Below are 18298 nucleotides of genomic sequence, written 5' to 3' on the forward strand. Positions count from 1 at the left end.
GGGGGAAGTCAGATGACGCCGTCGGCGCCGAGGGAGGCGAGTTCGTCCGGGCTCAGGCCGAGCACACCCTGGTACACCTCGGAGTTGTGCGCGCCGAGGGCGGGGCCGGTGGAGCGGATGGAGCCCGGGGTCTTCGACAACCGGGGAAGGGGCGCCACCATGGGCAGTTCGCCGAAGTCCGGGTCCTCGACGGTGACGAGCGTGCCCCGCTCCCGGTAGTGCGGATCGGCGGCGATGTCGGCGATGCTCATCAGCGGAGAGGCCGGAATGTCCGCGTCGCTGAGCAGCTTGGTGAGATCGTCCGCGGTACGGGTGGCGGCCCACTCGGCGATCGTCGCGTACAGGGCGTCGGCGTGCTCGGCGCGGCCGGCCCGGGTGGCGTACTCGGGGGCGTCGGCCGACGCCGGTGTTCCCATGAGGGCGACGAGCCGGGCGAAGAGCGCGTCGGTGCCCGCGTGGATCGAGACCCGGCGCCCGTCGGAGGTGGTGAAGTCGCTGGCGGGGACGATCTGCGGGTTGCGGTTGCCCAGCCGCTCACGGACGCGGCCGGTCGTCGCGTACGAGGTGAGCGCGTCCTCCGAGGCGCGGAAACCGGCCTCGTACAGTGCGAGGTCGACGACCTGCCCTCCCCCGCCCGCCGTGTCGCGGTGGTACAGCGCGGTGACCACGGAGAAGGCCCCGAGATAGGCGGCCATGTAGTCGATCGTCGAGTAGCCGCTGCGCACCGGGGATCTGTCGGGGTCCCCGGTGACGTACGTCAGACCGGCGAAGGCGCTCGCGGTCCGGTCGAACGATCCCCGGTCGCGGTAGGGCCCGGTGAGCCCGTACCCCGTCACGTACACCAGCACGGCGTCGGGGGCGAGCGCACTCAGTGAATCCGGGTCCAGGCCCCATGCCTCCAGGGTGGGCGGACGGTAGTTGGTGATCACGACGTCGAAGTGCGGGATCAGCTCCTTCACGAGGCGCTGTCCCCGTTCGGTGCGCAGGTCCAGCGTCACCGACTTCTTGTTACGGGCTTCCTGGGCCCAGTACGGGGACCGTGCTCCGGCCGTCGTCCCGCGAGTGAAGTCGCCGCGTCCGGGTTCTTCGACCTTGACCACCTCGGCGCCGAAGTCCCCGAGAAAGGTGGCGGTGACGGGCGCGGCGAGGACGGTGGACAGGTCGAGGACGCGTATGCCTGCCAGCGGAAGTGTCGCCATGGGTACCCCTTCGCATCAAATTCACGTTTCGTTATTAACGAAACGTTGCTAGGGGGACCATAAGCTGGTCACCGCAGCGCGGCAAGGGTCTGCGACGAGAGAATCCATCCAGCGACGGACGAGGAGCAGCGAATGGGCGAGACGGGCAGGACGCGACGGCGACGGCGCACCCGCGAGGAGACCGAGGCGGATCTGCTGGACGCCGCGCGCCGGCTGCTCCGGCGCGACGGGGTGCTCGCCGGCGTGAACCTCCGCGAGATCGCCACCGAGGCCGGTGTGAACCACGGGCAGATCTACCAGTACTTCGGGACCCGCCAGGCCCTTCTCCGGGCTGCCGCGGCCGACTTGGTGGAACGCCGGGTCGCCGACCAGGACGGCCACTGGGACCTGCCGTTCTCCGAGCGGCGGGCGGCCATGTTCCGCTACCGCCTGGAGGAGCCCGAACTGGTCCAGCTCGAAGCACTGTTGGCACTCGACGGCGACGACGGCTTCAGCCCGTTCCCGCGCTTCGCGCAGACCCGCCAGAGCCTGGAACGGGACACCGACGAAGGCGCACTCCCCCAGGACGCGGACGCGGTGGCCGCCCATGTGATGACGGCCGCCGTACAGATGGGCTACGTCATCTTCCGCGAGGCATACGCTCGTGACACCGGCATTCCGCTGGAGGAACTCGATGAGCGGGCGGCACGCGCCTTCTCCCTCATGATGTCCGGCCTCACGGCCCCGCCGCCGGAGCAGGCACCGGCGGGTGACGGGCACGCCGGGCCGGCCGGCCCTCGGTGATGCCGCGTCAGCACGGCGGCAACAGCCTCGTACGGCGGCTCCGCCGAACCACGCGCCGCGCACCTGGGCAGGCCGCGCCTCGGGGTGGGTGGCAGCGCACGCGGGCCCGGCCCGCCACCTGGCCTCGGCGCGGGTACCGCACGCGGGCCGGGCCGCCTCCGGCCGGCGCTTCGGGCGCGCGGTTCGACCCGCGGTTCGACGGGCGGGGATCGTCAGCGCCCGCCCCGTCCCGTACTATCCCCGCGGCGGTGCCTCATGGGCTGTCGGATGACCGCACCGGAACAGCGGGTCACGGGTGTCGAAGGGGACGTCCTCCCGCGCGGCCTCGACGGCGCCCATGGAGGAGGGAAGGTCGAACGGAAGAGTTCCGGACAGCGGCGCCCGGCCGAGGGCCGCGTCGAGCACTAGTTCGTCATCGGCGCCGAACTCGCCGATGAGGAAGGCCGCGTGGCCGGTCAGCGGAGTAAGGATCGCAGGGCGGTCGAGATGGACGGCGAGGCAGGTGGGAACGGCGGAGGCGACGGAGCGCAGCCGCTCCGTCTCCAGGGCCGGGAACTCCAGTGAGCCGCTGTGGAAGAACTGTTCCAGGAAGCCCTCGCGCTTCTCGTACGGTGCGGTGATCCGGAGGATCGCGGCGTCGGCGTCCTCGGGCCGGTCCACGACGGTGCCGTAGCGGGCGGCGACGGCCGGATCGATTCCCTCGACGTACAGTCGCCGCCCGGCGACCGGATGCCCGGAGAGGTGGACGAGCGAGCGTCGCTGGACGCGACGGCCGTGCTCCCGGCCGGTCGCATCGCCGACCGCTGCGGCCGCGGCGTCCGGGTCGACGTAAGGATCCTCGAAAAGACCGAGGCGGAACTTGTCGCGCAGGATGCGGCGGGCGGATTCGTCGATCCGCGCTTCGCTGACCGCGCCTGAGCCGACGGCACTCAGGATCAGCTCGGGGTCTGTCTCACCGCCGAGTTGGTCGGCGCCGGCGTCCAGGACCAGCACGACCTGCTCGGCCACCGACAGTTCCTCGACGCCCCAGTGACGTGGCGGGAAGGTGGTGATGCCGGGGACCTCGGTGCCCGTGATGGCGTTGAAGTCGGTGCAGACCACACCGTCGAAGCCGTAACGGCCGCGCAGCAGGCCGGTGATGACGTCCCGGTTGAAGTTGGCGCCGACCTCGGACAGGCCCGATCCCGAAGGGATGGCGTACGCGGGCATGATCTGCGCGGTGCCGGCCTCGAAGGCGGCCTCGAAGGGAAGCAGGTGGTGCTCGAACGCGCCGCCCGGGTAGACCAGTCGGCGGCCTGCGGCGAAGTGCGAGTCCTCGCCGTGCGCTTGGGGGCCGCCGCCGGGGAAGTGCTTGGTCATGCAGGCGACACTGTCCGGGCCGAGCCGCTCGCCCTGGAGGCCGCGGATGTAGGCGGTGATCATCCGGCACGCGCGGCCGGCGTCCTCGCCGAAGGTGCCGCTGATCCGGGCCCACCGCGGTTCGGTGGCGAGGTCGGCCATCGGGTGGATGGCGAGACGGATGCCGACGGCCCGCAGTTCGCGGCCGATCAGGGCGGCGTACTCCTCCACCAGGTCCGGGTCGTCGGTGGCCGCGAGGCCGATCGGCTCGGGGCCGGCGCTGAAGCCGCCACCGGTGTGCGCGGTGGCGGGGTTGGCGGTGAAGCCGTGCCGGGGGTCGGAGGCGAGGGTGACCGGGATGCTGAGGCGTTCGGCGGCGGCGAGCCCCTGGACGTGGTTGTTCCACTCGGCCATCGTGCGGGCGTCGGGGACGGCCATCATGGCGAAGGCGGTCAGACCGCGTCCGGTGATCAGCTCGACACCGGTCGGGATGCCGTTCCCGGTGAGGGCCGGGCGAGCCTCCCCGGCGGGTCCGGCGCCCCCTGCCTCCCCGGTCTCCCCGGTCTCCCCCACCATCATCCGGCCGTGGCACATCAGCGCGGCCTTTTCCTCCAGGGTCATCCGGTTCAGCAGGTCGTCGACGCGCTCCTCGACCGGCAGCCGGGGGTCCTCGTAGGGCTCCATGGTGCCGTTGTGATTGAGGTCGCGGAACGGCGTCCCGTCGTGGTGGCGCAGCAGGTTCAGCATGCCGCGACCTCTGCGGCGGTCTTGGCGCGGAAGGCGTCCAGGGTGGAGGTGGAGGTTCCGCAGGCGGCCAGGAAGGCCGCTGCCCCGTGTCGGGCGCGGACGAGGTCGAGGAAGGCGGTCATCGCCTCGGCCGGGGCCTCCAGCAGCGGCGCGGGAGCCGCTCCGCGGGTGTTGAGGGCGGCGGAGTGGGTGGGGTGGCGCTCGGCGAGGTGGGCGAAGATCTGCGGCAGGGCTTCGGAAGTGCGGGCGTAGTCGGCGACGATCGCCTCGGTGGGAACGCCGAGCAGTTCGAGCAGCAGCGCGGTGATCAGACCGGTGCGGTCCTTGCCTGCGGCACAGTGCAGCAGGACACCGCCGGGGCGGGCGGCGGCCTCGACCGCGGTGGTGACGGCATCGGGTGCCTGCTCGGCCATCAGCAGGTAGAAGGCTCCGAGATCCGCGGCGGTGGTCATGGTCCGCATGGCCGCCATGACGGCGTCGGTGGTGGGATCCATCCGGGCGGCTATGACGTTGATCCCCGCAGCCTCGGCGGCGGCCCAGTCGGCGGGGTCGGACTCGGCGGCGCCCCGCAGGTCGACGACGGTGCGGATGTCGTGGTCACGCAGCTGGGCGACCGTGGCGTGGTCGGCGCGGGGGAAGGGCTGGGCCGAGCGGTAGAGCACGCCCGGACGGATCCGCGAGCCCTGAGGGTCGGTGCCGAGTGCGGGGTCACGGAAATTGACCAGGGACATAAGTGAGCCTTTCATGGCAATTCGCTCGTACGAGAGAAGGAGGTAGCGGGAGAGGAGGTCAATAAGTGGGTGGGCGCGGGAGAGGGGGGTCACAAGCGGGCGGGCGCGGGAGAGCCGGCCGGACCGGTCAGCGGCCGGGGCGCAGGACTTCCCGGTACGCCTCGGCCCATTCGTCCAGCAGGCCGGCCTCCGAGTCGACCATGATGTGGCGCTGGATCATGCCGCTGAGCATCGCGCCGAGCGCCCAGGGGCGCAGATCGGCGTGCGGGTCGCTGCCGAGCCGATCGGCGGCGATGAGTGCGGCCCGTCGGCCGAACGTGTCGACCAGGATGAGCGCACAGTCGCGCACCGAGCGCACCTCCAGGAGGCCTCGGCGCAGCCGGCGGCGGCGGGCGGTGTGCTCGGCAAGCTCCTCAAGACGGCCGTCGGAGACGGTCAGGGCGTGGCCGAACGCCTCCCAGAGGCCGAGCTCCGCCGGCGCTTCGGCGAAGGCGTCGAGGATGACCTGTCCGAAGGCCCCGCCGAAGAGCAGGGCTTCCTTGGTCGCGTAGTAGCGGAAGAAGGTGCGGTGGGCGACGTCGGCCCGTCGGCAGATCTGGTCGACCGTGGTGTGTTCGAAGCCCTGCTCCTCGAAGAGGTCGAGCGCCGCCGTGCGGATGGCCTCGCGGGTGCGCGCCTTCTTGCGGTCGCGCATTCCCAGTTCCGTCACGGGGCCCGTCTCCTGCATCGGTCTGCCGCTCCTTGTTGTCTGCCCGTCGCCGGGCGCCGGTCGTGACGGTGCGTCGTGCACCGCCACGACCAGTACCGAACCATGTCCGGCCGGGCCCGCTCAAGGCGCGTGCCAACTCTTCGGCAGCTGGTCACGGGGTGTTTGCACAACTGCCTTTTGGCAGTACTGCCAGTTCCGAAATGGTGTGGGTGGCGGCAGCCCCGCGCTGCTGTTCCCCCTCCGTGCTCCGAGAAGATCCGAGGAAACATGAAGCGGCACACGCACCTGCTCGCGGCCACGGCCTGCGCACTCACCGTCGCCCTGACCGCCGGCGCCTGCACAGCGTCCGACAACGCCGTGTCCGGCGGCGGCGCCACCGGGTCCGCCGGCCCCGACGGCCCCGCGATCGACGGCGGCACCCTCAAGGTCGGCCTGGACCGCCCCTTCACCAAGCTCGACCCGGCCGACGGCACGCTGACCTCGATGCCGATGATGATCCTGGCCAACGCGCTGTACGACCCGTTGATGGTCAACGGGGACAACGGCGTCGTGAAGCCCTATCTGGCCCAGGCGTTCACCTCTGACGCGGACGCCACCGGCTGGACCCTGAAGTTGCGCGAGGGAGTGAAGTTCAGCGATGGCAAGCCACTGGACGCCCAGGCCGTCGTCGACCATGTGAAGCGGCTCGCCAAGCCGGAGAGCACCTGCACCTGCGCCGCCGACGCCGCCACCATCGCCACCCTCGAAGCGAACGGCCCCGCCACCGTCGACTTCACCCTCAAGGCCCCCAACGCCGCCTTCCCCAGCCTCTTCACCCGCTCGCTCGGTTATGTCTCCCAGGCCCCCACCGGCGCGGCTCCGGCGGTCGGATCCGGTCCGTACACGGTGGAGAGCGTCCAGCCAGGCGTCTCGGTCACCGTGGCACGCAACCCCGCCTACTGGGGTGCCAAGGGCCACGCGGACAAGATCGTCTACAAGGTGCTTCCGGACTCCGACAGCCGCTACCAGTCACTGCGCTCCGGCGACGCGGACCTGATCTGGACCGAGACCCCGGCCCAGCTCAAGCAGGCCGGCGGCGCCGGTCTGCGCACGGCCACCGGGCCCGGCTCCACCTCCACCGTCCTGCTCAACACCAAGGCCGCGCCCTTCGACGACCCGCGCGTGCGCCGGGCCCTCCAATACGCCGTCGACCGGGAAGCCGTCGAGAAGGTCGTCTACCTCGGTCAGGGCCAGGTCTCGAACGGCCCGATCGGCTCCGCCTCCCCCTACCGGGCGGCCGGCGCGAGCGGCTATCCGGCCCACGATCCCGCGAAGGCCCGTGCCCTGCTCGCGGACGCCGGTCACTCTGACCTCTCCTTCGAATACCTGGTCGACAACCGTCCCGAGAGCCAGCAACGCGCCACCACCCTGCAGCAGATGTTCGCCGAGGCCGGGGTGAAGATGACCATCAAGCCGGTGGACACCGCGAGCCTGAACACGGCGATGTTCCAGCGCAAGTTCCAGGTGCTGGACTTCGTCACCAGCATGTTCGGTGACACCGACACCGCGCTGAACAGCCTGTTCACCGCCGACTCGCCCTACAACTTCACGGGTTACGGCAGCCCCGGGGCGAGCAGGGCGATCGGGGCCGGGCGGGCCGAGCCGGACGCGGCCAAGCGCGGCACCTCCTACGGCAAGGCCGCCGACGCGGTCGTCCGGGACGCACCGATGCTCTTCCTCACCGAGAACCCGGCCGGTTTCCTCGCCACGGCCGAGGTCGGCGGCCTGCCCGACGTGTCCCGGCGAACCGTCATCAGCGTGTCCCCGGCCACCCTGTGGGTGAAGAAGTGACGTCCCGGATCCTCGGTGCGGCGGCGCCGCCGGCCCGAGCCGCCGCCGTACTGCTGCTGGTCATGCTCGCGGCACTCACCCTGCCGCACCTGATGCCGGGATCCCCGGCACTCGCCGCGCTCGGGCCCACCGCCACACCTGAACAGGTCACCGCGTACGAGGCGCAGCTGGGGCTGGACGAGAACGTGCTGTCGGCGACCTGGCGCTGGCTCGGCGCCGCCCTGCACGGCGACCTCGGGCAGTCGCTGAGCACCGGCACCCCCGTCACCACCGAGCTCGCCGACCGGATCCCGGTCACGCTCGAACTCTTCGTCGCCGCCCAGTTGGTGGCACTCTGCATCGCCGTGCCGGTGGCCCTGCTCTCGGCCTGGCGGCCGGGCGGCCCGGTGGACCGGATCGCCACCGCCGGTGCCTTCGTCTGGCTCGCCGTGCCCGGCTTCGTGCTCGGCCTCCTGCTGATCTGGATCGCCGCCGTCCAGCTGCGTGTCCTGCCCGCCACCGGCTGGACACCGTTCACCGAGGACCCGGCCGGGAACCTGCGGCACCTGGTGCTGCCCGCGCTCACCCTCGGCCTCACCGAGGCCGCCGTCTTCACCCGCACCTTGCGCGGACAGCTGCTCGACACCCTCGACCAGACATACATCTCCGCCGCCCGCAGCCGCGGCATGGGCACGGCACGGCTGATGCTGAGGCGCGCGCTGCGGCCGTCCTCGCTGCCGCTGGTCACCCTGATCGGCATCGGCGTCGGGACCTCGCTCGGCGGATCCGTGCTGGTCGAGACGTTGTTCGGGGTACCGGGCGTCGGCAGCCTCGCCGCCGGCTCCATCAACGCCCGTGACTTCCCCGTCATCCAGGCCGTCACCGTGGTCAGCGCCGCCGCCGTCGTCGCCGCCACGCTCGCGGTGGACCTGCTGTACCGCAAGCTCGACCCGAGGATCGCCCATGGCCACCGCTGACACCGCCCTGACGAAGCCCGCCACCACCGCGACCGTCCGTCCGGCCCGGCGACGGCCGTCGCCGGGCGTGCTCGCCGCCGGCGCCTGGCTGGGCGCCGTGGCGCTCGCGGCGCTGCTGATGCCGATGCTGCCCGGATTCGACCCACTGCACGGAGACTTCGCCGCCCCTTCCGCACCGCCGGGCCCCGGCCACTGGCTGGGCACCGACGCCTCCGGCCGCGACGTCCTCCAGCGCACCGTCGCCGGCGCCCGCGCCTCCTTCGCGGTCGCCGCCCTCACCATCACTGTCGGCCTGCTCGGCGGTGGCGCGCTCGGCCTGGCCGCGGGCTGGTTCCGCGGCCCGGTCGACAAGGCCATCGGCTTCGCCACCGACGTCCTGATGTCCGTGCCCACACTGATCCTGGTGATGATCGTGGTCTCGCTGCGCGGCCCCAGCCTGCCCGTGATCGGTGGCCTGATCGGCCTGTTCACCGTTCCGCACTTCACCCGGGTGGTGCGCGCCGTGGTGCTCTCGCTCAGCGAGCGCGGCTTCGTCCAGGCCGCCCGGATGATCGGGACCGCGCCCCTGCGCGTGCTGCGCCGCGAAATCGTCCCGCACGTCGCGTCGGCCTCCCTCACCTTCGCCTTCACCGCGACCACGGTCGCCATCGTCGCCGAGGGCTCCCTCAGCTTTCTCGGCTTCGGCCTGCGTCCGCCGGAGCCGTCCTGGGGCGGTGTCATCGCCGAGGGCCGCACCATGCTCGGCAGCGCGCCCTGGATCTCGCTGGCCCCGGCAGCGGTGCTCTGCCTCACCGTCCTGGCCCTCAACTACCTCGGCGAACAGCTGCGTTCGCCCGCACCGAAGGGAGTACGCGCATGACCGCCCCGAGCCCCGCGCCGAGCGCGGAAACAGGCGTCGTACCGAACGCGGGAACCAGCGCGGTGCCGAGTCCGGAAGCCGGCGCCGTACGGAGTGCGCAAGAGCGCGCCGTACCGGATCCCGGCCCCGGCGCCGCCCCGGTGCTGGACGTCCGCTCGCTCGACACCGTCCTGCACACTCCCGACGGCCGGGAACTGCACATCCTGCACGGCGTCAGCCTCACCATCGACGCCGGTGAATGCCTCGGTGTGGTCGGCGAGTCCGGCTCCGGCAAGTCGGTCCTCGCCCGCACCGTCCTAGGTGTCCACCCGCGTACCACCATCGTCACCACCAGCGGGCAGGTGCTCCTCCACGGTGAGGACCTGCTCGACACCACCCCCGTACGGCGCTCCGAACTCCTCGGCACCGGCGTCGCCATGGTCCACCAGGATCCGATGACCTCGCTCAACCCCGTCGTCCGGATAGCCGACCAGGTCACCGAATCGCTCACCAACCGTCGCCGGCTCTCCCGCCGCGCCCGCCGTGAGAGGGCCGCCGAACTCCTCGCCGCCGTCGATGTCCCCGACCCGGCCCGACGAGCCCGTGCCTACCCGCACGAACTCTCGGGCGGTCTGCGCCAACGCGTCGGCATCGCCGCGGCCCTGGCCGGCTCCCCGGCGCTCCTGCTCGCCGACGAACCCACCACCGCACTCGATGTCACCGTCCAGCGCACCGTCCTGGACCTGCTCGACCGCCACCGTGAGACGCGTGGCCTCGCCACCCTGCTCATCACCCACGACATCGGCCTGCTCTACGGCCGGGCGCGGAGAGTCGCCGTCATGTACGGCGGCCGGATCGTCGAGACCGGCCCGACCGAGATCGTCACCGAGCGCCCCGCACACCCCTACACCGCCGCGCTGCTGCGCTCCGTCCCCCGCGTCACCGGTCCGCTGCGGCGAACCCTGCCGGCCATCCCCGGCACACCACCGGACCTCTCCCGACCTGCGACCGGCTGCCCGTTCGCGCCGCGCTGCGAGCGCGCCGAGGCCGTCTGCTCCACAACCACCCCGCCCGTCCACCCGGCCGGCCCCGGCCACACGGCCACCTGCCACTTCCCCCTGACCAGAGCGGAGAACGCCGCATGACCGCCGTCCTGCACGCCACCGGACTCTCGGTGGTCCACCGCACCCGCTCCGGACCACTGCACGCCGTCAGCGAGGTCGACCTGACACTGCGCGAACGCCGCACCCTCGCCCTGGTCGGCGAGTCCGGCTCCGGCAAGAGCAGCATCGCCAAAGCCCTCCTGCGGCTGCCCCCGCCCACCGCCGGAACCGTCACCCTCGACGGCACCGACCTCGCCACCCTGACTCCCCGTGCGCTGCGCGCGCTGCGTCCACGGATGCAGATGGTCTTCCAGGACCCGTTGTCCTCGCTCAACCCGCGCCGCCAGGTCAGCGACCTGGTGGCGGAACCGCTCGACGCCCACCCCGACCCGGCACGCGACCGTGCGGCCGTCATCGAACGGCAGCTGAACGCGGTGGGGCTGCCGCCCGGCCTGTTCGGCGACCGTCGGCCGGGCCAGCTCTCCGGCGGTCAGGCCCAGCGCGTCGCCATCGCCAGGGCGCTCGCCGCCGAGCCCCGCGTACTCATCGCCGACGAAGCCGTTTCCGCCCTCGACGTCTCCGCCCAGGCCACGGTGCTGAACCTGCTCCGCCGGCTCACCGAGGACCGCGGCCTGGCAAGCCTGTTCATCTCCCACGACCTCGGCGTCGTGCGGGCGGTCAGCGACGACGTCGCCGTGCTCCAGCTCGGCCGGCTCTGCGAACAGGGCCCCACCGAAGAGGTCCTCGCGGCCCCGGCCCATCCCTACACGGCCGCCCTGCTCGCCGCCGTACCCGAACCCGGCCGTCCGCTCGGCGACACCGGTCTGCTTCCCACCGACCCGCCGTCCCCGCTGAACCCGCCTTCCGGCTGCCGCTTCCGCACCCGCTGCCCACTCGCCGACGCACGCTGCGCCACGCAGACGCCCACCCTGCGCGAAATCGCCCCGCACCGGACGGTCGCATGCCACCGGCCTCTGATCGCCCCGGCCGCACCAGGGCGGCGAGCGCCCGATCAGCCGATGACCGCGGTGGCTTCGACCTCGACCAGATAGTCCGGAGCGGCCAGCGCCGCGACGCCCAGCAGCGTGCCCGGCGCTACCGGGGTGAAACCCAGCTTCGCTGCGGCCCGCGAGACCCCTTCGAGGAACAGGGGCATCTTGTCGGGGGTCCAGTCGACGACGTGGACGGTCAGCTTCGCCACGTCCTCGAAGGAAGCACCGACCGCGGCCAGAGCGATGGCGATGTTGAGGTAGCACCGCTCGACCTGGGCGGTGAGGTCGCCCTCGCCGACCGTGGCCCCGACAGCGTCAACGGCGACCTGTCCGGCGATGAAGACCAGCTTCGAACCGGTTCCGACCGACACCTGCCGGTAGACATCGGACTCCGGCAGCCCGTCGGGGTTCACCAGGGTGATGGCCATGCGGTCCCTCTCCTTGCCTTGAGCGCACGCGGGCTCGCTCGGTCTCTTGTGGTTACCGGGAAACCGTAGGAGAGCCGAGGCTGACATGGAAGAACGCACTTATTGGTGACTGGGGAACCTCATGGTGACCGAGAGGCCGTTCGTGGGCTTGCCCCGCACACGGTGCCTGACCGAACTGAACGCGCTGGGCGCCGCGCGGCTCCCACGGCGTCTTCGCGTCCGGGAGGCGGCCTATCGTGCGCGGTCGGCCATGAGCGCCCGCATGTCCTTGATCATCAAGGGCCTGAGCTGCTCGGGGGTGTGCGTGGAATCGGCGTAGAGGTTGAAGGAGAACTCGGCTCCGCCGTCGAGAACCGTGAGGATGAGGACGGCGCCCTCGTTGAGGTCGATGACCCCGAAGTACGCGCGCTCGCCGAGCCCTTCGACGCGTTTCTTGACGATCGTCGGGCCCGTGTTGGTCTCGACGGCCTCGCCGCTGGCCTCGAATTCCGGACGCGGGTCGGTGGCCCTGTGCAGCTTGAGACGCAGGGTCAGCGTGTTCCCGGCCTCCTGGCTGCCCTTCTCGACGAGCGTGTCGTTGCACTCCGCGACATCCATCGCCCGGTGGCGGTGCTCCCCGTGGGAGGAGTCGTCCCCGCGGTCGAAGAGCGCGCCCACGGCGGCCATTTCGGCGTCCGCGCAGAGGTTGTCGCTCATCCGGTACCGCACCTCGCGAACGTCCGAGGCACCACCCGCCAGCAGGAATGCCCCGCCACAGACGACGGCGGCCAGAACCGCACCGGCGAGCGCCCACAGCGGACCCCTGCCTCGTCGGGACGGCGCTACAGGGGCCGGTTCCGTGCCCGGCCGGTCTTCGACGGGGCGGGGCTGCTGCGATGAGATCTGCACGCGTGTGAACCTACGTCACGACCGAGGTGGTGCCCCTCCGGGGTCCGGAGGCCGGAGGGGCACCAGCGAAAGGGCAGCCTGAATCCGTCCCCCGAACGCCCCTCCCCCGGGGACTCCGGGCCGGCCGGCCCCAGACCGAATTCGCATGGTGTGACTTACCGCGCCGACGGGTGAACGGCGGCGCGTTCATGCGGGGCGGTCCTCTCCGACCCGGTACCAACATCGTGACCGGTTCATGGACTTGGGAGTGGGGGCACGATGCGTACGGAGGTCAGGGCCACGGTCGTCACGGCGGGCCAGGAAGCGGATGTCCTTGTCCGGTGCTGCCTCGGTGGCGGCGGGAACGCCGGTGCCGGGGGCGGCAGCGCCGGGCTCGGCACCCCGGTCGAGAGGGTGTCCTCCCGGTGACGCGGAGCCGGCTGTCCGGGGCACGGTGCCTGCCATGGGCCGCGACGCTCACCTGTCTGGTTCTCGCGACGACCATCAACCACGCGGTCGCCACCCCGGCAGCGGCACAGCCGACGAGGTGCACCGGCGGGAGGACGGACTCACGCGGGCATTCCTCGGTCGACGGATCCGAGATCGCGTGGGAGGACGAGACCCGCTACGACGACGCCCGGCAGTTCGCCGCGACGGTGTGGTCCTCCGACGGGCTCGACCGGGTGACGTTCCCGAAGGACGACGCATCACGGATCGCGGACATGGAATGGTCCGACGTCAACACGACCGACGGCACATGGTTCAACGTCGGCGCCGCGTGGAGCCCCGGCCCCGGCACCGACTGGATCCGCATGAACAGCGCCTACCTCGGCAAGGGGAAGAAGTTCGGTACGAGGAGTGGGCGGCGCAGGGTCGCGGCCCATGAACTCGGGCACGCTCTCGGCTTCTGCCACAAGGCGGCGTCCGGGCCGGCGTCTCTCATGAAGCGGCTCCTGGTCGAGCAGCCGGCGGACGGCCGTCCGACCCGCTCCGACCGTACGAACTATCACGCGCTGTGGGGCTGACGATGAAGAAGACCCGGATCGTGGCCGTTGCCGGAGCGGCTCTGACGGTCATCGTCGCCACCGGCTGGACTGCGTACTCCTACCTCACCCCGGAACGGTCGTTCTTCGAGGCGATGACGCTCCACGATCCGGACGACGACCAGGAGGTCGCCACCGCGGCCCGCGACGTCTTCCGCGCGACCGTCGAGCGCCGCACCGGAACCCGGACCATCCAGGACGTGCCCTCCGACCTTTACGAAGTCCGCGTCATCCGTGCCTACAAGGGCAACCTGACCGGCACGGTCACCATCACCCGGACCACCGGCGGCCCCGCTCTGCGCCCCGGCCACGCCTATGTCATCCCGACCGTGCCCTGGAACAATCGCGAGCACGAACACGCGGTCCTCGCCGAGGCACTTCCCCGCCCCGCCGACGACCCCGACGCACCGGCCACCACCGTCACCGGCAGGGCCCGCGGCACCATCGACCAGCACTGGACCTGGGCCGCCACCCACCCTTCACCCGGCCTCGACAGCTACCCCTGATCACACCTGCGGCATGCGGGCGTCCACCAGCCGTCGCTGTACTTCCGACACCCGTCGCTGGAGTCGTCCCGGTCGCACGCCCTCGATCCGCATCCACTCGTCGAGGCGCGGCCTCAGATGGCGCGCCATACCCGGCCCGTGGCGGCGCAGCGCTGAACGGCTGACCGAGATCTCTTCCTGAATCTCTCTCCGGAGATCGTCGTTCCAGCCCTGCTCCCGGTCTTCCCTCTCCAGAGGAGCCTTGAGCATGGCCACCGCCTCGTCGAGAACGGTGAGCAGGTCCATGGCTCCTCCAAGGCATCAGGGGCAACTGTTTCCCGCGAACGGCGCGAGCCCACGTCGCTGATCCTCGTGGACGGCCCCGTCGCGATCGTGGTCCACTGCGAGCCCACGAGTCTGTCGCGGGAAAACGAGTCCGCCGGCCGGGCGGCCGGGCCCACGGAACGGCTGAGGGGCATGGGGACCTATCGCTACAAAGTACAGAAGGGCGGTTTCGGGCTGTTCCTCGGGATCGCAGCCGAGGCCACTCACCTGACCGGCCCTCCGACCACGGGCGTCCCCGTCAGCAACCGGGTCTGGCTGGACGCTTCCGAAGTCGACAACGCCTTCTACCGTAACCGGCCGGCACTCAACGAACGCGAAGTCGCCTGGTTGCGATTCGGCCTGGGCGAAGTGTCCGGCGACATCGAACGCGTCGAGACCAGCCCCTACATCCTGGTCACGGTTCGGGCCCTGGAGATCTTGGAGGCCGACTACGCCGAGGCAACGCTCGCTCCGGCCATCGCCGGATGGGCCGCGCAGAGGTTCTGCCTGACACTCCGCCCTTGCGTCGTCGGCCGCGACAGCGCCACCGGCCGGATCACGTTCGACCGGGACGAGTGACCTATCTGGCCAACCGCGCCGTGATCGCGGTCGGGCCCCGGGCATGCAGGCAGGTCCCCCACCCGCCTCCGAGTCGATGTGGCATGGCAGCACGACAGTGCCTGCTGGGCCTCAGCGGCGGGCCCGGACAACCGAGGTGACCGCTGCCCGGGCGGGTCGGGAAACCGTTCGGTCCTCGCCGTGCGAAGGGCTAGCGTGCACCGACATGGACATCGAAGATCCCAAAGACCTCGTCCGGCGCGGGTACGACGCGCTCTCCCTCCGCTATGACCTGGCGTACTCCGCCGAGACGAAGTACCAGCCGTGGATCAGCGAACTGTGCGGTCGTCTCCCGGCGGGAGGCACGGTGCTGGACCTGGGGTGCGGAAGCGGAGTGCCCGTCGTCCGCGACCTGACGGCCGCGGGCTACCGTGTTACCGGCGTCGACATCAGCGGGGAACAGATCCGCAGAGCCAGGGAGTCGGTGCCGCAGGCCGAATTCGTCCGTGCTGACGCCACAGCCGTGGAGTTCGGACCGGCCTCCTTCGATGCGGTCGTCTCCCTGTATGCGCTCATCCACATCCCGCTCCAGGAACAGCTTCCGCTGCTGGAGAAGATCGCCGGATGGCTGCGCCCCGGCGGTTGGTTCCTGGGCACCACCGGCCATCGGGCCTGGACCGGCGTCGATGAGGACTGGTTGGGTGGCGGGACCCCTATGTGGTGGAGCCATGCCGACGCCGCCACGAACCGGAGCTGGATCACTCGGGCCGGTCTCACCGTCGAGAGGGAAGAGTTCGTGCCCGAAGGCGACAGCGGGCACGCTCTGTTCTGGGCCGGACGCCCCTGACACCCTTCCAGCCGCTGTCCCCGATCGGGGACAGCGGCTCCGACCCGGCCTGAGGACTGCATCGATTCAGCCGGTATCTTCCCGGCATGACACATGAGTTCGATATGGCGCGGTCGCTCGCTACGGCTGGTGAAGACCGCGGGGCCGCCTGGGTGTTCATCCGGGGATTCGTCGCGGACTGGGTGAAGGCGCTCGGTGATGACGACGGCTGGGACGAGACGGATCTCGTGGCCGCCGAGGAAAGGCTCGGCGTCCAGCTGCCGTCGGCGCTTCGAGAGGCGTACCTGCTGATCGGGCGTCGTCGTGACCTCACCAGCAACCATGACCTTCTGCTCGGCCCGTCCGAGCTGTACGTGGACGAGGCCGGGGAAGCGCTGGTCTTCCGGCACGAGAACCAGGGCGCCGCGTCCTGGGGAATCCGGCTCGGCGAGCTGGTGGACGAGGACCCCGCCGTGTTCATCAGGGCCGACTTGGCCGACAAGGCTGCCGAACGCTGGGAGGGGTGGCTGGAACGGCTGTCGCTGTGCTTCATCGAGATCGTGCTCTCCGAGGCTCTGCAGGCCGACAACGAGCTCTGCGACTTCCTGGGCGACTTCGACGACGACACCCTTGCCCTGCTGGAACAGAACTGCACCCGGCTGCCGTTCCCACCCTGTCCGAGCAGCGAGAAGGAACAGGGCACCCGCTGGTTCCTCGGCGCCGATGTGCTGCTGCGCGACGACGGAATAGCCCTTCTGGCCCGCGGCCGTACCGAAGCGGCCCTCGACAGCCTGCGCGACCTGCTCCCCGGCGACTGGCTCAACGACTTCCGGTAGATCACTTCCGGCCGTCTGCCGGCCGGCCCCGTCCCTCTTCCATCGGGGGCTGATGTCCATGCCGGCCGAGGTGGGCCAGGGCTGTCCCGTCATCCCTGGTGGATCGGCGCGCGGCGTCGGATGCGGTGCGTCGCAAGGCTCAGGGACGTCCGCATACGGGATGTACGCGGGCGTTCCGACAACGCCGGGAGGTGCCGTAGCTGTCGTCGCGCGCCCGACGGGGATGACGGGACAGCCCTTGGGTGGCGCGGACTGACACAATGGGATCATGAACGCAGTGGACCTTGGCGACTTCGTTGTGCGCCGTGCAAATGAGTCGGAGTCGGGCGCGCTGGTGGAGATCGACTCGGTCGCGGTCGAGGGGGACGCCGAGCGGCGGGCGAATATCCGCAAGTGGTGCGAGCAGGGCTTGGTGATCGTCGCGGAGGACGCGTCCGGCCTGCTCGGCTACTGCGTGGTTGAGTACACGTTCTTCGAACAGGGCTTCGTCACGATGCTGATGGTGGCGTCGGCAGCCCGCGGGAGGGGCGTTGGCCAGCGGTTGCTGGACGCCGTGGCGGCTTCGTGCACGACCTCGAAACTGTTCACCTCGACCAACGTGTCCAACCAGCCGATGCAACGACTGCTCCAACGAGCCGGCTGGAGCCCGGTCGGCCTTCTCCACGGCCTCGATGAGGGCGATCCCGAGCTGTTCTACCTTTGCCGGCCGCAGAACACGCCGGTCTGAGACGGACCGCACCGAGGAGATCGGCGGGAGCGGTTCCGGCTTCATCCCGAAGTGAGATCCGAGGTCTACGTGCGCTGCCGGGGACCGGTCGACGGATTCCCCGCCGTACGCGGACACCTGGCGGCGACGGTGGTTCAGACCTGTCCGGTCCTCACCTCATGGGGCCGACGGTCACTGTCTGTGATGCCATACTCAGGCGGTAGATCCGCATGAGCCGGCGCGTCGCCCGAACAGGGCCTGATTCATCCTGTGCTGACGCCCCCGCATGTCCAGGTGGAAGGACCGCCCATGACGCTCCAGGCCGAGAAGACCACCATTCACCCGGACACCGCCTACAAAGCGTGGCTCGGTCACACCATGAATTGCCCCGCCTGCCGGACCACCACCACCTGCGCCACCGCCGTCCGTCTCGGCCGTACCTGGCGCGAGACCCGCCAATAACGCCACACCCAACCGGTGTCGAACCTGATCCGCCGACCGGCCACGGACCACGGCGACGGACCACGTCGCTCGCGCCGCCGACGTCACGGCCCTCCGCCGTCCGGCCGACCCTCCGGTACACGGCACGCGAGTCGCTGATCCTCCGCGCCGTGGACACGGTGCGGTGCGGCGGGTAGGTCACCCCCGCCACGGTGGCCGGCCTGAATCAGCCGCGTCCAGCGCGTGGGGAGGGGGCCACCGCACCCACACAGGTCGGCCCGCCACGCTTCGTCGCGCAACCCGGCCGACCCGCAACGTGCCCACCCCCGCCGTACCGATCCGGCGGCCATAGGCGGCCCGCTGATCACGACCGTGCCAGGGCCCTTCGAGCACTTACGCATTGCGGCCGCCTTCCAAGTTCGCCGAACGGGTAGAAGAGCACGGCACGTTGGTGATCTGATGTCCATTTCCGCCCGTTCACGTCCGCGCACGTCACAGCGGCGAAGCCGAAGGACACCCAGGACGGATCCGACGCGAAGGCGGCAAGAGTGCACGAAG

General features: G+C 70.9%; 21 protein-coding genes. 14 read left to right on the plus strand and 7 right to left on the minus strand.

All coding sequences use genetic code 11. The features are described 5' to 3' along the window. Nucleotides 1–8: 8 nt before the first annotated feature. Entirely contained in the window at nucleotides 9–1199 is a 1191-nt protein-coding gene (locus tag OG251_RS38505; protein ID WP_326681917.1) for a CaiB/BaiF CoA transferase family protein, read from the minus strand. Nucleotides 1200–1331: 132 nt separating this feature from the next. Here OG251_RS38505 and OG251_RS38510 point away from each other — a divergent pair, with 132 nt between their 5' ends. Then, complete coding sequence (locus tag OG251_RS38510; protein WP_326681918.1) at nucleotides 1332–1982, plus strand: TetR/AcrR family transcriptional regulator; 651 nt, start codon at nucleotides 1332–1334, stop codon at nucleotides 1980–1982. Nucleotides 1983–2216: 234 nt separating this feature from the next. Here the strand turns inward: OG251_RS38510 and OG251_RS38515 are convergent, their stop codons facing one another. The 3 genes from OG251_RS38515 to OG251_RS38525 all read right to left on the minus strand — a co-directional run bounded on the left by OG251_RS38515 (nucleotide 2217) and on the right by OG251_RS38525 (nucleotide 5525). Continuing rightward, complete coding sequence (locus OG251_RS38515; protein WP_326681919.1) at nucleotides 2217–4067, minus strand: glycoside hydrolase family 3 protein; 1851 nt, start codon at nucleotides 4065–4067, stop codon at nucleotides 2217–2219. Beyond that, nucleotides 4061–4813 carry a tyrosine-protein phosphatase gene (locus tag OG251_RS38520; protein ID WP_326681920.1) on the minus strand — a complete coding sequence of 251 codons (753 nt, stop codon included), beginning with the start codon at nucleotides 4811–4813 and terminating at the stop codon, nucleotides 4061–4063. The genes OG251_RS38515 and OG251_RS38520 overlap by 7 nt, the downstream gene beginning before the upstream one ends. Before the next feature lie 112 nt (nucleotides 4814–4925). Further along, on the minus strand, nucleotides 4926–5525 hold the full coding sequence (locus OG251_RS38525) for a TetR family transcriptional regulator (protein WP_326681921.1): 600 nt from the start codon (nucleotides 5523–5525) through the stop codon (nucleotides 4926–4928). Nucleotides 5526–5774: 249 nt separating this feature from the next. Here OG251_RS38525 and OG251_RS38530 point away from each other — a divergent pair, with 249 nt between their 5' ends. From OG251_RS38530 to OG251_RS38550, 5 genes are read left to right on the plus strand one after another with little or no spacing between them, the layout of a single operon-like run. Next, complete coding sequence (locus OG251_RS38530; RefSeq protein WP_326681922.1) at nucleotides 5775–7337, plus strand: ABC transporter substrate-binding protein; 1563 nt, start codon at nucleotides 5775–5777, stop codon at nucleotides 7335–7337. Then, entirely contained in the window at nucleotides 7334–8293 is a 960-nt protein-coding gene (locus OG251_RS38535) for an ABC transporter permease (RefSeq protein ID WP_326681923.1), read from the plus strand. The genes OG251_RS38530 and OG251_RS38535 overlap by 4 nt, the downstream gene beginning before the upstream one ends. After that, nucleotides 8280–9152 (plus strand): ABC transporter permease, encoded by an 873-nt coding sequence (locus tag OG251_RS38540; RefSeq protein ID WP_326681924.1) that lies wholly within the window; start codon nucleotides 8280–8282, stop codon nucleotides 9150–9152. The genes OG251_RS38535 and OG251_RS38540 overlap by 14 nt, the downstream gene beginning before the upstream one ends. Continuing rightward, a complete protein-coding gene (locus OG251_RS38545) occupies nucleotides 9149–10276 on the plus strand; it encodes an ABC transporter ATP-binding protein (RefSeq protein ID WP_326681925.1) in 1128 nt (375 codons plus the stop codon). Before OG251_RS38540 ends, OG251_RS38545 begins: the two co-directional genes overlap by 4 nt. Further along, nucleotides 10273–11286 carry an ABC transporter ATP-binding protein gene (locus tag OG251_RS38550; protein WP_326681926.1) on the plus strand — a complete coding sequence of 338 codons (1014 nt, stop codon included), beginning with the start codon at nucleotides 10273–10275 and terminating at the stop codon, nucleotides 11284–11286. The genes OG251_RS38545 and OG251_RS38550 overlap by 4 nt, the downstream gene beginning before the upstream one ends. On the opposite strand, the gene OG251_RS38555 is transcribed toward OG251_RS38550, so the two are convergent. After that, complete coding sequence (locus OG251_RS38555) at nucleotides 11247–11654, minus strand: RidA family protein (RefSeq protein WP_326681927.1); 408 nt, start codon at nucleotides 11652–11654, stop codon at nucleotides 11247–11249. The genes OG251_RS38550 and OG251_RS38555 overlap by 40 nt on opposite strands. Before the next feature lie 231 nt (nucleotides 11655–11885). Beyond that, entirely contained in the window at nucleotides 11886–12542 is a 657-nt protein-coding gene (locus tag OG251_RS38560) for a hypothetical protein (RefSeq protein ID WP_326681928.1), read from the minus strand. Between the two features lie 258 nt (nucleotides 12543–12800). Here OG251_RS38560 and OG251_RS38565 point away from each other — a divergent pair, with 258 nt between their 5' ends. From OG251_RS38565 to OG251_RS38575, 3 genes are read left to right on the plus strand one after another with little or no spacing between them, the layout of a single operon-like run. After that, nucleotides 12801–12950 carry a hypothetical protein gene (locus tag OG251_RS38565; protein ID WP_326681929.1) on the plus strand — a complete coding sequence of 50 codons (150 nt, stop codon included), beginning with the start codon at nucleotides 12801–12803 and terminating at the stop codon, nucleotides 12948–12950. Continuing rightward, nucleotides 12947–13546, plus strand: coding sequence for a hypothetical protein (locus tag OG251_RS38570; RefSeq protein WP_326681930.1), 600 nt, complete (start codon nucleotides 12947–12949; stop codon nucleotides 13544–13546). Before OG251_RS38565 ends, OG251_RS38570 begins: the two co-directional genes overlap by 4 nt. A 2-nt stretch (nucleotides 13547–13548) precedes the next feature. Further along, the gene (locus OG251_RS38575) at nucleotides 13549–14070 is read left to right on the plus strand and encodes a hypothetical protein (RefSeq protein WP_326681931.1); all 522 of its coding nucleotides are present in this window, start codon (nucleotides 13549–13551) and stop codon (nucleotides 14068–14070) included. Here the strand turns inward: OG251_RS38575 and OG251_RS38580 are convergent, their stop codons facing one another. Further along, complete coding sequence (locus tag OG251_RS38580) at nucleotides 14071–14355, minus strand: hypothetical protein (protein WP_326681932.1); 285 nt, start codon at nucleotides 14353–14355, stop codon at nucleotides 14071–14073. Between the two features lie 66 nt (nucleotides 14356–14421). On the opposite strand from OG251_RS38580, the gene OG251_RS38585 reads away from it, so the two are divergent. From OG251_RS38585 to OG251_RS38605, 5 genes are all read left to right on the plus strand, one after another. Beyond that, nucleotides 14422–14952 carry a hypothetical protein gene (locus OG251_RS38585; RefSeq protein ID WP_326681933.1) on the plus strand — a complete coding sequence of 177 codons (531 nt, stop codon included), beginning with the start codon at nucleotides 14422–14424 and terminating at the stop codon, nucleotides 14950–14952. 205 nt (nucleotides 14953–15157) lie between these two features. Further along, nucleotides 15158–15778 (plus strand): class I SAM-dependent methyltransferase, encoded by a 621-nt coding sequence (locus tag OG251_RS38590; protein WP_326681934.1) that lies wholly within the window; start codon nucleotides 15158–15160, stop codon nucleotides 15776–15778. A gap of 86 nt (nucleotides 15779–15864) precedes the next feature. Further along, a complete protein-coding gene (locus OG251_RS38595) occupies nucleotides 15865–16593 on the plus strand; it encodes an SMI1/KNR4 family protein (RefSeq protein WP_326681935.1) in 729 nt (242 codons plus the stop codon). A gap of 268 nt (nucleotides 16594–16861) precedes the next feature. Beyond that, nucleotides 16862–17320 carry a GNAT family N-acetyltransferase gene (locus OG251_RS38600; protein WP_326681936.1) on the plus strand — a complete coding sequence of 153 codons (459 nt, stop codon included), beginning with the start codon at nucleotides 16862–16864 and terminating at the stop codon, nucleotides 17318–17320. 288 nt (nucleotides 17321–17608) lie between these two features. Further along, a complete protein-coding gene (locus OG251_RS38605) occupies nucleotides 17609–17761 on the plus strand; it encodes a hypothetical protein (RefSeq protein WP_326681937.1) in 153 nt (50 codons plus the stop codon). Nucleotides 17762–18298: the final 537 nt, after the last annotated feature.

This window comes from Streptomyces sp. NBC_01237, assembly GCF_035917275.1.
GTDB lineage: Bacteria > Actinomycetota > Actinomycetes > Streptomycetales > Streptomycetaceae > Streptomyces.